12 protein-coding genes are annotated in these 14,176 nt (G+C 47.1%); 11 read left to right on the top strand and 1 reads right to left on the bottom strand.

The window, feature by feature from the left end; all coding sequences use genetic code 11:
* Nucleotides 1–378 precede the first annotated feature (378 nt).
* The 4 genes from araD (at nt 379) to J2T20_RS04835 (ending at nt 5,579) form a co-directional block, all read left to right on the top strand.
* On the top strand, nt 379–1,068 hold the full coding sequence (gene araD, locus J2T20_RS04850) for an L-ribulose-5-phosphate 4-epimerase (RefSeq protein WP_307586119.1): 690 nt from the start codon (nt 379–381) through the stop codon (nt 1,066–1,068).
* Between the two features lie 25 nt (nt 1,069–1,093).
* Nucleotides 1,094–2,767, top strand: a complete 1,674-nt coding sequence (locus tag J2T20_RS04845; protein WP_307586117.1) for a ribulokinase — start codon at nt 1,094–1,096, stop codon at nt 2,765–2,767.
* A 66-nt stretch (nt 2,768–2,833) separates the two neighbouring features.
* Nucleotides 2,834–4,324, top strand: coding sequence for an L-arabinose isomerase (gene araA / locus J2T20_RS04840; RefSeq protein WP_307586115.1), 1,491 nt, complete (start codon nt 2,834–2,836; stop codon nt 4,322–4,324).
* 91 nt (nt 4,325–4,415) lie between these two features.
* Entirely contained in the window at nt 4,416–5,579 is a 1,164-nt protein-coding gene (locus tag J2T20_RS04835; RefSeq protein ID WP_307586113.1) for a sn-glycerol-1-phosphate dehydrogenase, read from the top strand.
* Between the two features lie 515 nt (nt 5,580–6,094).
* On the opposite strand, the gene J2T20_RS04830 is transcribed toward J2T20_RS04835, so the two are convergent.
* Entirely contained in the window at nt 6,095–7,039 is a 945-nt protein-coding gene (locus J2T20_RS04830) for a helix-turn-helix domain-containing protein (protein ID WP_307586111.1), read from the bottom strand.
* Between the two features lie 135 nt (nt 7,040–7,174).
* Here J2T20_RS04830 and J2T20_RS04825 point away from each other — a divergent pair, with 135 nt between their 5' ends.
* The 7 genes from J2T20_RS04825 to J2T20_RS04795 all read left to right on the top strand — a co-directional run bounded on the left by J2T20_RS04825 (nt 7,175) and on the right by J2T20_RS04795 (nt 14,134).
* Nucleotides 7,175–8,959 (top strand): ABC transporter ATP-binding protein, encoded by a 1,785-nt coding sequence (locus J2T20_RS04825; protein ID WP_307586109.1) that lies wholly within the window; start codon nt 7,175–7,177, stop codon nt 8,957–8,959.
* A gap of 31 nt (nt 8,960–8,990) precedes the next feature.
* On the top strand, nt 8,991–9,557 hold the full coding sequence (locus J2T20_RS04820; protein ID WP_307586107.1) for a DNA-3-methyladenine glycosylase I: 567 nt from the start codon (nt 8,991–8,993) through the stop codon (nt 9,555–9,557).
* 39 nt (nt 9,558–9,596) lie between these two features.
* Nucleotides 9,597–10,655, top strand: a complete 1,059-nt coding sequence (prmA, locus tag J2T20_RS04815; protein ID WP_307586105.1) for a 50S ribosomal protein L11 methyltransferase — start codon at nt 9,597–9,599, stop codon at nt 10,653–10,655.
* Between the two features lie 2 nt (nt 10,656–10,657).
* Nucleotides 10,658–11,338 (top strand): site-2 protease family protein, encoded by a 681-nt coding sequence (locus J2T20_RS04810; protein ID WP_307586103.1) that lies wholly within the window; start codon nt 10,658–10,660, stop codon nt 11,336–11,338.
* A gap of 142 nt (nt 11,339–11,480) precedes the next feature.
* Nucleotides 11,481–12,245, top strand: a complete 765-nt coding sequence (locus tag J2T20_RS04805; protein WP_307586101.1) for an RsmE family RNA methyltransferase — start codon at nt 11,481–11,483, stop codon at nt 12,243–12,245.
* 3 nt (nt 12,246–12,248) lie between these two features.
* On the top strand, nt 12,249–13,598 hold the full coding sequence (gene mtaB / locus J2T20_RS04800; RefSeq protein WP_307586100.1) for a tRNA (N(6)-L-threonylcarbamoyladenosine(37)-C(2))-methylthiotransferase MtaB: 1,350 nt from the start codon (nt 12,249–12,251) through the stop codon (nt 13,596–13,598).
* 101 nt (nt 13,599–13,699) lie between these two features.
* Nucleotides 13,700–14,134, top strand: a complete 435-nt coding sequence (locus J2T20_RS04795) for an NUDIX hydrolase (protein ID WP_307586099.1) — start codon at nt 13,700–13,702, stop codon at nt 14,132–14,134.
* The last annotated feature ends 42 nt before the right edge of the window (nt 14,135–14,176 follow it).

The raw sequence follows: 14,176 nt of genomic DNA, 5'->3' as shown, positions 1-14,176 counted from the left end.
AGAGAACGGAATGATTGTGGAAAAGCGATAGCGTTCGCCCGAAAGTTTTCCGAAGGAAAACTAGCTTCGAAAGCATAAGCTGTGTCCGGATTTTCACCGCTAAGGGGAATAAATAAAATCTGGACTGGGCAGCGATTGGAGCAACGGTCCGTTCGTGGAGCGTCCTCACAAGCGCAACTGTCTATCCAACGCCAAAACAAGGGGTGTCCCAAGCAGCTATTCATGGCTTAAGGGATAGCCCTTTTTTAAAAAAAGGGTTAGTTTGTATGTACCTATTTATCATTTTCTAAAAAACTATAGATTAAATGTACGTACAAGTGTATAATGAGGTAGCAAAGTAAAACAGGATTCATACCTAACGCATAGGGAGGATTACGAATGTTAGAGCAGTTAAAGCAAGAGGTATTGGAAGCAAATCTAGACTTACCCCGATACAACTTGGTAACGTTTACATGGGGTAATGTGAGCGGTATTGACCGCGAAAAGGGACTTGTTGTGATTAAACCGAGCGGCGTGGAGTACGATAAACTGACCCGTGATGATATGGTGGTACTCGATTTGGACGGGAATGTCGTTGAAGGCAGCTATAGACCATCCTCTGATACAGCTACACACCTGGTGTTATACAAGGCTTTTCCTAATATCGGAGGAATTGTGCATACCCATTCACCTTGGGCGACAGGCTGGGCGCAAGCAGGTAGAGGTATTCCTGCTCTGGGTACCACTCATGCCGATTATTACTATGGTGAGGTGCCTTGCACACGGGCAATGACAGAAGCCGAAATTAAAGGTGCTTATGAGCTTGAGACGGGAAATGTCATCGTTGAGACTTTTGCGAATCTAGATCCGGATCGAATTCCGGGCGTGCTTGTACACTGTCACGCTCCGTTCAACTGGGGCAAGGACGCTCATACTGCGGTTCATAATGCAGTTGTACTTGAGGAAGTAGCTAAAATGGCTACCCAAAGCTATCAGTTGAATCCTAATTTACAGCCGATGAGCCAGCACCTGCTGGACCGTCACTTCCTTCGCAAGCACGGAGTTAATGCCTACTACGGACAAAGCTAATTTTATATAAAAGGAGAATTCACACATGAGCAAAAAATATGCAATCGGTGTCGATTATGGAACGCAATCCGGACGCGCTGTGCTGGTTGATTTGGCGGACGGTACAGAAGTTGCCGACCATGTGACCCCTTACCCGCATCACGTTATTGATGAGTTTTTGCCGGGTACCGGACAGAAGCTGGAATATGACTGGGCGCTGCAACACCCGGCAGATTATATAGAGGTATTAAAACGTTCTGTTCCTGAGGTTATCCGTGAATCAGGTATCGATCCTGCTGATGTTGTAGGGTTGGGTATTGATTTTACAGCGTGTACCATGCTGCCGGTGAATGAGAAAGGCGAGCCGCTGTGCTTGCTGCCGGAATATCAGGAAAATCCACATAGCTGGACCAAGCTGTGGAAGCACCATGCTGCGCAGGATGAAGCTAATGAGATTAACCGGATCGCTGCGGAGCGCGGCGAGAAATGGCTTCCTCGTTATGGAGGCAAAATCTCCTCCGAGTGGATGATGGCAAAGGTATGGCAGACCCTGAATGAAGCTCCTGAGATTTATGAGGCTGCAGATCAATTCCTTGAAGCAACAGATTGGGTTATTTCGCAAATGACAGGCAACATTGTTCGCAATAGCTGCACAGCAGGTTATAAAGCGATTTGGCATAAGGCTGACGGTTACCCTGACAAGGAGTTTTTTAAAGCGCTGGATCCTCGTCTTGAAAATCTAACCGAAACCAAACTGCGCGGTGAAATTGCTCCACTCGGAACGAAAGCTGGAGAGCTGACCCCGGAAATGGCTGAAATGATTGGCTTAGTAGCCGGAACTGCCGTAGCTGTCGGTAACGTGGATGCGCATGCAGCTGTACCTGCGGTAGGTGTGGTAACACCGGGTAAACTCGTTATGGCTATGGGTACATCCATCTGCCACATGCTGCTTGGCGATACTGAGCGTGAAGTTGAAGGTATGTGCGGTGTGGTAGAAGACGGCATTATCCCGGGCTACTTTGGATATGAAGCGGGTCAATCAGCGGTAGGCGACATTTTTGAATGGTATGTTGAAGAAGCTGTTCCATCTTATGTAACCAAAGCTGCAGCTGAAGAAGGCGTAAACGTACATGAATGGCTGGAGAAGCGGGCGGCTGCTTACAACCCGGGCCAAACCGGACTGTTGGCACTCGACTGGTGGAATGGTAACCGTTCTGTACTTGTAGATACGAATCTTACAGGCCTTTTGCTGGGCTGTACTCTTTTAACTAAGCCGGAAGAAATCTATCGTACACTGCTGGAAGCTACTGCCTTTGGTACTCGTAAAATCGTAGATGCATTCCACTCGAACGGTGTAGCTGTAGATGTACTGTATGCCTGCGGCGGTCTTCCGCAAAAGAACCGTCTGCTCATGCAAATCTATGCAGATGTTACGAATCGTGAAATCAAGGTTGCAGCTTCCAAGCAAACTCCTGCACTAGGTGCAGCGATGTTCGGTGCAGTTGCAGCAGGCTCGGAGAAAGGCGGATATGATTCCATCGTGGATGCCGCTGAGAAAATGGCTCGCGTTCGTGAAGAGTCCTATCTGCCAATTCCTGAAAACGTAGCTGTCTACGAAAAACTGTTCCAGGAATACTCCAGATTGCATGATTATTTTGGCCGCGGAGAGAACAATGTCATGAAGCATCTTAAAGCGATTAAAGAAGAAGCGACACAATAATATTTTCAACCATTCACTAACTCATAATTCATTCATTAGAACACTCATATATTAGGAGGAAATTATATGTTAACTATTAAACCTTATCAGTTTTGGTTCGTAACAGGCAGTCAGCATTTGTACGGCCCGGAAACCATTCAAGAAGTAAACGAACATTCACAGCAAATTACGGCAGGTTTGAATGCAGATGCGAGCGTTCCTTTTGAAATTGTGTTCAAACCGGTTCTGACCACAGCTGACGAAATTCGTAAAATGGCAATTGCCGCTAACAGTGACGAAGCATGTGCCGGTATCATCACCTGGATGCACACCTTTTCCCCTGCTAAAATGTGGATCTCCGGCCTGGCCCAGCTGCGTAAGCCGCTTCTGCACTTGGCTACCCAGTTCAACCGTGATATTCCATGGGATTCCATTGATATGGATTTCATGAATACCAACCAATCCGCACATGGTGACCGTGAATATGGTTTCATCGGTGCCCGTATGGGAATTGCACGTAAAGTGGTAGTTGGCTACTGGGAAGACGTTGAAGTAAGATCACGCATCAGCGGCTGGATGAATACTTCGGTTGCTTTTAATGAAAGCCAAACCCTGAAGGTAGCTCGATTCGGAGACAATATGCGTTCCGTTGCTGTAACTGAAGGAGACAAGGTTGAAGCGCAAATTAAGCTGGGTTGGACCGTTGATGGATACGGTGTCGGTGACTTGGTAGCACGGGTGGATGCAGTTACCGAAGCTCAAGTGGATGATCTGATGGCTGAATATGCTGAAGCTTATGATTTTGCACAAGGTGGAGAGAATGACGGTCCTGTCCGTGAATCCATCCGTTACCAGGCTCGTATCGAAATCGGTCTGAAAAGCTTCCTCGAAGAGGGCGGCTATACGGCATTCATTACTACCTTTGAAGATTTGCACGGATTGAAGCAGCTTCCGGGTCTTGCGGTTCAACGCCTCATGGAGCAAGGTTATGGCTTCGCAGGTGAAGGGGACTGGAAAACGGCTGCACTCGTTCGCTTGATGAAGATTATTGCCAGCAATAAAGGCACGTCCTTTATGGAAGATTACACGTATCATTTAGATCCTGCGAATGAGCTGGTTCTTGGTTCACATATGCTTGAAATCTGCCCGACCATTGCTGTGGACAAACCGAAGCTCGAAGTGCATCCACTGGGTATCGGGGGCAAAGAAGATCCGGCCCGTATGGTGTTCAACGGACGTTCAGGTGCTGCGCTTAACGCATCCATTATTGATATGGGCAACCGATTCCGACTGCTTGTAAATGAAGTAGAAGGTGTGGAACCGGAGGAAGCTATGCCAAACCTGCCAGTTGCTCGTGTGCTCTGGAAAGTACAGCCAAGCCTAAAAGAAGGCGTGGAAGCCTGGATTCTTGCCGGCGGCGCGCATCATACAGGGTTCTCGTATGTAGTGACTACCGAACAACTGCTGGACTTTGCTGAAATGGTGGGCATGGAGTGTGTAGTTATCGATAAAGATACGAATACCCGCGCTTTCCGCAATGAGCTGCGTCTGAATGATATCGCTTGGAAGCTTGCTTAATTTAATAGTCATTGAAGAAGAAACGGGTACCGCCCTTGAGTTAGAGTGCGGTACAGCCGTTTCTTCCTTTATAAAGGGAGGAATCAGTTACATGACCCAAATATTAGAGAGAATACAAGCAGCGGCAGCAGAGTTGGAAGGCGGGGCAGCCTCAGCCCTTCCGCAAGTGATTGTCGTAGAACCGGGTGCAGTGAATCAAGTTATTCCATACGTGAAGGAAAAAGGATGGCAGGTTCCGCTGTTAGTTGCTGATGAGTATACCTTTACGGTTGCCGGTAAGAGCTTGGAGCAGGAATATGCTAATTTAGGGAGTCCTCTCCCTATAACAATCGTCCTGCCTAATTCTCAGGGTGATGTTATTGCAGATGAGGCGTCGGTGGTTCAGGTGCTTTTGTCCATACAGCAAAATAAATCCGATGCCGTTATCGTCGTAGGCTCCGGTACGCTTCATGATGTTGCCAGGTATGCAGCTTATAGCGCAAGTGTTCCGTTTGTCTCCGTACCCACGGCTCCGTCCGTAGATGGATTTACCTCGAATGGATCGCCGCTAATCATCCGGGGCAACAAGATTACGATACCAGCGGCGGGTCCAGTTGCTATTTTTGCGGATACGGATATTTTGCGGGAGGCTCCTACGGCGATGATTGCTGCTGGGTTCGGAGATATGCTGGGCAAATATACATCCTTGTTCGATTGGAAGTACGGACGTTTGACGGCGGAGGAGCCTTATTCCCCGGTAGTTGCTAAAATCACCGAACAAGCGCTGTTGGCCTGTGTTGATTACGCCGAAGAAATCGGGAATCGTACTGAGCGAGGGATATCCGTACTGACTGAAGCCTTGATCGAGTCCGGCCTGGCGATACTTTTGTTCGGACAATCCCACTCCGCGTCCGGTGCAGAGCATCACCTGTCTCATTATTGGGAGATGGAGTACATTCGCACAGGGAGAAGACAGTTACTTCATGGTGCTAAAGTAGGCGTGGCGTGCGCGGAGATTTCAGCGTTGTATCATGAATTGGCGAAAAGTATGGTGCTGGAAGGCGCTCTATGGGAAGAAGTTCGTAAGGAAATCAGCAACCTTCCCCAGCCTGAACGGATACGTGAGCTGCTGAGAACCGTTCATGGACCCTCTACCATTGAGGAGCTGGGCGTAGATGAGGAACTGCTTGGCAGAAGTCTGGCGGAAGCACATTTCATACGGATGAACCGGCATACTTTGCTAAGAGCGCGGAATGAAGGGAAGGTAACCAAGTAAGCTTGAATAAGAACGACTTGATTAAAAGAAAAACCGCACCATCTCTACGGATTGTTATCGTAGGATGGTGCGGTTTTTAGGTATGTGGTGGCAGGGCCGATTCCACTGACTCCTTCGAAACCGGCCATTTGAGCGAATTATAATGTAAAAGTACATCTGATTCCCCATGATCGGCCGATGAGTATTTTCTCGAAGGCAGTCAGTGAAATAGATGCATTTTATACACTTATTTCTAGCTTTTGGCGCTCGGATGTATGGATAGATGTACTTTGTGCAACTAAAAACCCGAATAGGCCGGATAAACCCCGGAATACCCAAAAATAAGTGTATAAAGTGCAATTAAACCCCCTAAAGTGTGCTAAGGGAGAACTATAAGAGTAAGTTGTGCAACTATATAGTTTTGAAACCCATGTAGGTAAACGATTTGCCGTATTTTTCGCGTATACCCGAGGAGATACTTCTACTCTCATATACAAACTCCTTGACGCTACCATGAGCGTGCTACGAACATGATCCTATTTACTCTGCGGCAATGAAATCAAATAGTTAATAGTTTCTGGGGTGTTTTTTCGAAAAGCACCCGGCGTGCACCCCACCCAGGCGGCGAACTGGCGACTGAAGCTTTGAACGTTGATGTAACCTAATCTATAGGCGATATTTTCAATCGTTTCATTGCTGCTAGCCAACAGCTGCATGGCTTCCTGCTGCTTCAGGATCATTAGATACTGGCGTGGTGACATTCTATAAGCCTGTCGGAATAAACGGTGACAGTGTCTTGAGCTGATGTTGAGTTGCCGTGATATTTCCTCCAGCCAATTGCTCCCTAGGCCAGATCCTTCATCCGCATCCGAGAAAGAAGCAGAAGTTTCTTCCATTAGAGTAGATGCAGTAGGTTTTCGCATCAATTTCTCAATTTCCTTGGCAATTAGATAAGCAGGTTCTCGCTGTTGCGCAGGGCCTTTTTGGGCCGCTTTTTCCTTGAAATAGGAATGGATCGCTTCAATAATGTGAAGAACATCCAGCATGACTTTGGTCGGGCGCAGGGGGCTGTCCTGCAAAACCTCCATCAACTCTTTTATCCAAGGCTGCAGCGCTTCATTTAATGGATGGGATTTAGAATAAAAGGCCAGGTTCTCGTTCTCAAACAGATGCAATAAAACTTCATCCTCAATGATAATATGACCGTCAAAGAATGAGGCACCCTCCGAATGTACAACCTCGTATCCGTGAAGATGCATCGGTGATATGAGTACAAGATCCCCGGCTTCCAGCTCATGCTCAACATTTCCATGAAAAGCAGTAAGCCTTCCCTCAAGCACAAGTAGAAATTCGAACATCATATGGTGAAGATGCTTCCCGCAGGTCCACCCCGAAGGAACAGACCGTAAATGGGGCGCATATAGGCAAATGTCGGGCCGGATGTGCGGAAATGTAATATGGTTTGCCTTGAGAGTAGTCACAGTCTGATCTCTCCTTTCAGTCCGATTATGTTAAGGATAAGTGGAAATAAGACCGAATATGTTATAGCCCAATCTCACTTACCGTTCTATACTGACTAATGATTTGAATTATAGTCTAAAAAGCGGGTGGATAACATGGCAAAACCAGAAATAACACTGGACTATATGAAATGGTTCCAGGAAGAGAATAATCAAAGTGCCAAAGTCAATCCTTTCGCACTGTTGACGCGTTTGTTTAAGGATCATGGTCGAAAGGTAGGGCTTTCAGCCTTTTATTACATGCTCAAGGCTTCACCCGTATGGCTGCTGCCGCTTGTTACGGCTAACATCATCAACATTGTCAGCTATCCCGAGCGTCATACGATGGGTGAGTTTTGGCTTAATCTGATCGTTATTATCCTATTCATCTTGCAAAATATACCGACCCATACGCTTCACATCAGCTATATCAGCCAAGCGGTTAGGCATGTGGAAGCTGGGTTGCGGAGTACACTTGTTCGAAAACTGCAGCAGCTTTCCCTAAGCTATCACGGTGATATGAATGCTGGAAGATTGCAATCCAAGGTTCTGCGTGATGTGGAGGCTATTGATTTCCTGTCCCGGCAAATGATGATGACGATCATTCCAGCGGCGATCAACCTGATAGTGATCATAGGACTCACCCTTTACCATAGCTGGATTGTTGCATTATTTTTTGTACTAATGGCACCGGCTTCCATCTACTTAGTCAGAGTGTTCCGTAATAAAATGTCCAGCCGCAACCGCGAGGTTCGCAAGAATATTGAGGCTATGTCCGGCAAAGTATCAGAAACCGTGGAAATGATCCCTGTAACCCGGGCACACGGACTAGAGGATGTAGAAATACGGAAGGTCGATGCTGCCCTACAGGATATTCGGGAACGTGGGCATCGTCTTGACGTGCTGGAAGCCTATTTTGGCTCCTCCAGCTGGGTTGTATTTCAACTTTTTCAGGTAGGTTGTTTGTTCTTTACCGCCTATCTGGTGCATCTGGATTACATGGAGATCGGTGATATTGTAATGTATCAGGGCTTTTTTAATATGATCATCGGCTCTGTCAGTTCTATTCTTAATGTCTACCCGAACCTGGTTAAAGGAATGGAATCCCTGCATTCAGTGACGGAAGTTCTGCTGTCCTCGGATACGGAGGAGTATAAGGGACGTACGAAACCTGAAGCTTTTAAGGGAGCGTTCACATTCGACAATGTCTCGTTCCGTTATAAGGAGTCGGATAAGCATGTTCTGGATCATTTCAGCCTTAAGGTGAAAGTCGGAGAACGAATTGCGTTTGTTGGAGAATCAGGTTCCGGTAAATCAACGATTCTTAGTCTGATTATCGGCTTTTATAAACCTCAGAAGGGTGTCATTCGGATAGATGGAGTACCTATGGAAGAGCTCAGCATGAAAAAATATCGGCAATCATTGGCCATTGTTTTGCAAAATAATATTTTATTCTCAGGTACGATCCGTGAAAATATTTCCTACGGTCTGCCCAACATCTCGGATGAGCAGATTCAGCAGGCTGTATATATGGCAAATCTGCAGGATGTTATTGACGGTCTGCCTGAAGGGCTGGACACTTCGATTGGGGAACATGGGGGTCGCCTATCCGGCGGACAGCGCCAACGGATCGCCATCGCTCGTGCTCTGGTTCGTAATCCTCGGATTATTATTCTGGATGAGGCAACCTCTGCGCTGGACAATGTGTCTGAGCGGCATGTTCAGGGAGCGATTGAGCAACTGATGACCGGACGTACCACCTTTATCGTTGCCCATCGCCTGTCTACCGTGCGTAATGCTGACCGTATTGTCGTTATGAAGAAGGGTCGGATCGTAGAAGTGGGGACGTACGACGAGCTTCTGGCGATGAACGGGGAATTCTATAAGCTGAAGAATCTGTAAGGTGAAAATAAATCAAAAGGAAGCCGCAACGATGAACATAACAAGATGCTCTTGGGTAAATGAAGATCCTATATATCAATCCTACCACGATGAGGAATGGGGTAAGCCCCTTTATGATAATAAAAAGCTGTTCGAGCTTTTGATGCTGGAAGGAATGCAGGCCGGGCTCAGCTGGTATACGATTCTTAAGAAACGGGATCGCTATCGAGTTGTTTTTGATGGATTTGATCCGGCGAAGATTGTACTTTATGATGAAGAGAAGTTTACTGAACTGATGAAGGATCCAGGGATTATTAGAAACCGCTTGAAAATAAAAGCGATTATTCGAAATGCGGAAATCTATCAGCAAATAGGCATAGAAGAGGGCAGCTTCGCCGATTTTATGTGGAGCTTTGTAGGCGGTGCTCCGATTGTTAATCACTGGGCCACGAAAGCTGATGTTCCTGTGACCACCCCGGAGTCGGATGCTATGAGCAATGCTCTCAAGAAGAAAGGCATGAAGTTTGTCGGTTCGACCATTTGTTATGCGTATATGCAAGCTACCGGGATGGTAGACGACCACACACTGGACTGCTTTTGCCGGAACAAAATGTTATAATAGCTAATGGTCACAATTTTAAGGAGGATTTCATAAACAATGTTATGGCATGAACTGACGATACATACAACTGAGGAAGCGCAAGAGATGATATCTAATCTGATGTACGAAGCAGGTGCGGGCGGTGTTTCCATCGAGGAATCCGGAACGCTCAATAAAGTAAGAGACACACGCTACGGCGAATTATACGATCAGCCTCTGAATGATATCCCAGAGGGTGAGGCTGTTATCAAAGGTTATTATTCCGAATCCGTTTCAATGGAAGAGGTTATAGCTGAGTTTGCTCCTCGTGTCGAGGAACTTCGCGGGTTTGGCATTAATCCCGGCAAAGCATTAATTTCCTGGCAAACGGTTGATGAGGACGAGTGGGCCCATGCATGGAAGCAATACTTCAAACCGCTACGCGTATCAGAGCGCTTGACCATCAAGCCAACCTGGGAGGAATACACACCAACACATCCGGATGAAGCTATTATTGAATTGGACCCCGGTATGGCGTTTGGTACGGGCACACATCCTACGACCGCTTTATGTCTTCGGGCGTTGGAGAAGAACATTACCGGCGGTGAGGAAGTTATTGATGTCGGTACAGGATCGGGTATTTTGGCTGTAGGAGCGATGCTGCTCGGTGCCAAATCTGTGCTTGCTCTGGATCTTGATCCGGTTGCTGTAGAAAGTGCGCGGGAGAATGTACAGCTAAACCGTTTAGAGGATCGAATAACGGTCAAAGAAAGCGATCTATTATCACTGTTAGGCGGGGAGGGTGCGGCGGATTCAGCTGCAGGGGACATGTGGCCATCGGCCAGACCCGGTCATGTGTTGTCTGATTCCAGTTCCCATAACGAGCCTGTGTCACAAGACAGCCTTGGTGTTACCCTTCCTGTGAAGATTGTGGTAGCTAATATTTTGGCGGAAATTATTGTGCTGTTTACAGATGATGTCTATCGTGCACTGCAGCCAGGTGGTTTATATATTACATCCGGGATTTATAAGGATAAAGAGGGACTAGTTGAACAGGCTTTAACGAAATCGGGCTTCGATATCATTGAGGTGTCCCGAGAAGAAGATTGGGTGGCGTTTACAGCCGGAAAGAGGTAGAGATGGATACCTTACAGAGTTTTATTCGAGTTCCGCTTGATCAGCTGCCTTTCTTGCTGCTAAGCATTCTTATTGCTTTTACCGTTCATGAATTCAGCCACGCTTATTTTGCTAATAAATTCGGTGATCCGACTGCGCGTCTGCTGGGACGCATGACGCTTAATCCTGCGGTGCATTTTGACTTTATGGGTATTGTTTTGCTGCTCCTTGCCGGCTTCGGTTGGGCGAGACCCGTTCCTGTGAATCGGGAGAACTTCAGTCGCCCACGCCTGATGGGTGTAATTGTTTCTGCGGTGGGGCCGATCAGTAATCTCCTGCTCGCTACATTGGGAGCTTTGATTTATGCAGTGCTGCTTGCTACAGGAGCATTGAGTCCTATACCTGTTAGCCGGCTTCAGGAAGCAGGGGAGATCTTTTTCTATACCTTTATATCTCTGAATTATTTCCTGTTTTTCTTTAACCTGATCCCGCTGCCTCCACTGGACGGTTACCGGATCTTCGAGGATGTAGCTCCCCGTTCGATTAGAGGCAAGCTTCAGCAATTTGAGCAGTGGTCTATATTCATTTTCTTGATGATCTTGTTCATTCCAGTTCTACGGGATAACACGATAACTCCTTTATATACGTGGGCTTATTATATGTATATAGATTCCGTGAATTTCTTCTATCAGTTATTCACTTAAGAGTGAAATGGACTTCCAAGGTGGTTCAAATCGTTGTATTATGAAATTCGGTTCATAAAAATAGGTTACTAGGCGGCAGTGTACCTGACATCAGGGATGTCGCCTTTTCGCCTGAATAATAATATACAAGGTGTTGATATGGATGCAGCGGTATTTTGTTACACCGGAACAGTTCAGCGGTGATACAGTTAGAATTGACGGCGAGGATGCCCGTCATATAGCCAAAGTAATGCGAGGTAAAGAAGGGGACAAGCTTATTGTCAGTGACGGTATTTCGCGTGAAGCCTTAGTGGAGATTACCCTCATTGAAATAGGTGAAGTTACGGGAATCGTTCTGGAAAGCTTGAATATGACCCAGGAGGCGTCGCTGAAGATTACAGTGGCCCAAAGTCTGCCCAAAGGCGACAAGATGGAGACGGTAATTCAAAAGTGTACAGAAATCGGTGCGGTCGCCTTTGTACCCTTTTTATCCGAGCGGACCATTGTACAATACGACGAACGCAAAGAGAGCAAACGACTGGAACGGTGGCGCAAAATTTCCAAGGAGGCCGCGGAGCAGGCTCACCGGAACAGAGTTCCGGCGGTACACCCGCCGCTTTCGTGGAAAAAACTCCTGCAATCGTTCGGGGAATACGGTGCAGTTTATTTTTGCTATGAGAAGGAAGAAGGATTGCAGTTGAGAAGTGCGGTAGCCCCTTGGGTATCCTCGCTCACTGCAGAAGCGTCCCATTCGGTTCTTGTAGTGGTGGGTCCAGAAGGCGGTTTTAGTGTGCAGGAATGTCTTGAAGCAGAGAAAGCCGGTGCTATTTCAGTCGGCCTGGGACGCCGCATTCTGCGTTGTGAGACAGCGGGTATGGTTGCCGCGGCCTGTATTTTATATGAATCTGGTGAAATGGGGGGAGCTTGAGAAATGTCATCCGTAGCATTTTATACTTTAGGTTGTAAAGTTAACTTTTACGACACTGAAGCCATCTGGCAGCTGTTCAAAAATGAAGGTTACGAGCAGGTTGATTTCGAGGGAGCCGCCGACGTCTACTTGATTAATACTTGTACGGTAACAAACACCGGGGATAAAAAAAGTCGGCAAATGATTCGCCGCGCGGTTCGCCGCAATCCAGAGGCCATCGTGGCTGTTACCGGTTGCTATGCACAAACGTCACCCGGTGAAATACTCGATATTCCCGGCGTTGATCTGGTTATTGGGAATCAGGACCGTGATCAAATTATGACACATGTGAAGAATATTCAAGAGTCACGCCAACCCGTAAATGCTGTTCGCAACATTATGAAGACGCGTGAGTTTGAGGAAATGGATGTGCCGGGTTTTGCCGATCGTACGCGCGCTTTCCTGAAGATCCAGGATGGTTGTAACAACTTCTGTACGTTTTGTATTATTCCGTGGTCGCGCGGCTTGTCGCGCAGTCGGGACCCTAAGAGCATCGTGGCTCAAGCGCATCAGTTGGTGGAATCCGGCTATAAAGAGTTCGTTCTAACGGGCATTCATACCGGGGGATACGGTGATGATCTTGAGAATTACCGGCTATCAGATCTGCTTTGGGAGCTGGATAAAGTGGATGGTTTGGAACGTGTGCGCATCAGTTCCATTGAAGCCAGCCAGATCGATGAGAAGCTGCTAGAGGTATTGAACCGTTCCTCCAAGATGTGCCGTCATTTGCATATCCCTCTGCAAGCGGGACATAACGATGTACTGAAATCGATGCGGCGGAAGTACACAACTGAAGAGTATTTTGCCAAAATTCAGCTGATCCGCCAAGCGATGCCGGATGTCGGCATCACTACAGATGTGATTGTGGGCTTTCCAGGTGAATCCGACGAGATGTTCCGGGCGGGATATGATTTTATGAAGGCTGTTAATTTCTCGGAGATGCATGTATTCCCGTATTCCAAACGTACCGGTACTCCGGCTGCACGTATGGATAACCAAATAGAAGAAGAGATTAAGAATGCTAGAGTTCAGGAGCTCATTGATCTGTCGGAGGACATGCAGCTGTCTTATGCACAACAATTTGTGGGCAAGACTCTTACGGTCATTCCGGAAAGATCAGCGAAGGATGCTCCGAGCCGGGTTACTCAGCATGGATTCACTGATAACTACTTGCAGGTGTTATTCGAGGGTGATGATCAGCTCCAAGGCGAGTTATGCCAAGTTAAAATAACAGAAGCCGGTGTAAACGAATGCCGGGGTGAGCTGGTAGGCGTGGAAACCTCAGGCTTCCAGCAAGAACAAACGGTGAGCTAAGATATTTATCAGAGCAAGGCGACGAGGATTTTATTCTCCCACGGGGGGGAATGAAGTCCTTGTTGCTGTTAGGTTTATGCATTTTTTGAAGGGAGTATGGTATGGGATATAAAGAGATTTCAGCGGGAGGCGTAGTTTATCGTTCAGGTAGCAAGGGTCTGGAAATTCAACTCATTGTGGACCGCTACGGTAAATTATCACTTCCCAAGGGTAAGATGGAGTTTGGGGAGACGGTAGAGGAAACGGCACTGCGCGAAATTCAGGAGGAGACAGGCACGATTGGCGAGATTAAAGCCCCGCTCGATATCCTTAAATATACGTATAATCATCCGGTCCACGGCAAGGTGGATAAAGAAGTTCATTATTTTTTAGTGGAAGCCAAGGGCGGTGTCACTAAAGCACAGGAAGAAGAGATCAGTGCTGTAGAATGGCATGAACCAGCAGCGGCTTGGGATAGAGCGAACGGGAGAGCTTACGCTAACAATTTGGATATTTTACGGAAAGCATTTGCACTGTTAGATCTTGAAATTTCATAGGTAGAAAGTCCTGAACTCCAAATGAACCCAGAATAGGGTACA

The organism is Paenibacillus wynnii, assembly GCF_030812855.1.
Lineage (GTDB): Bacteria > Bacillota > Bacilli > Paenibacillales > Paenibacillaceae > Paenibacillus_AQ > Paenibacillus_AQ wynnii_A.
Note: the sequence above shows the minus strand (reverse complement) of the source record. Positions and strands in the feature narration are given on the sequence as shown.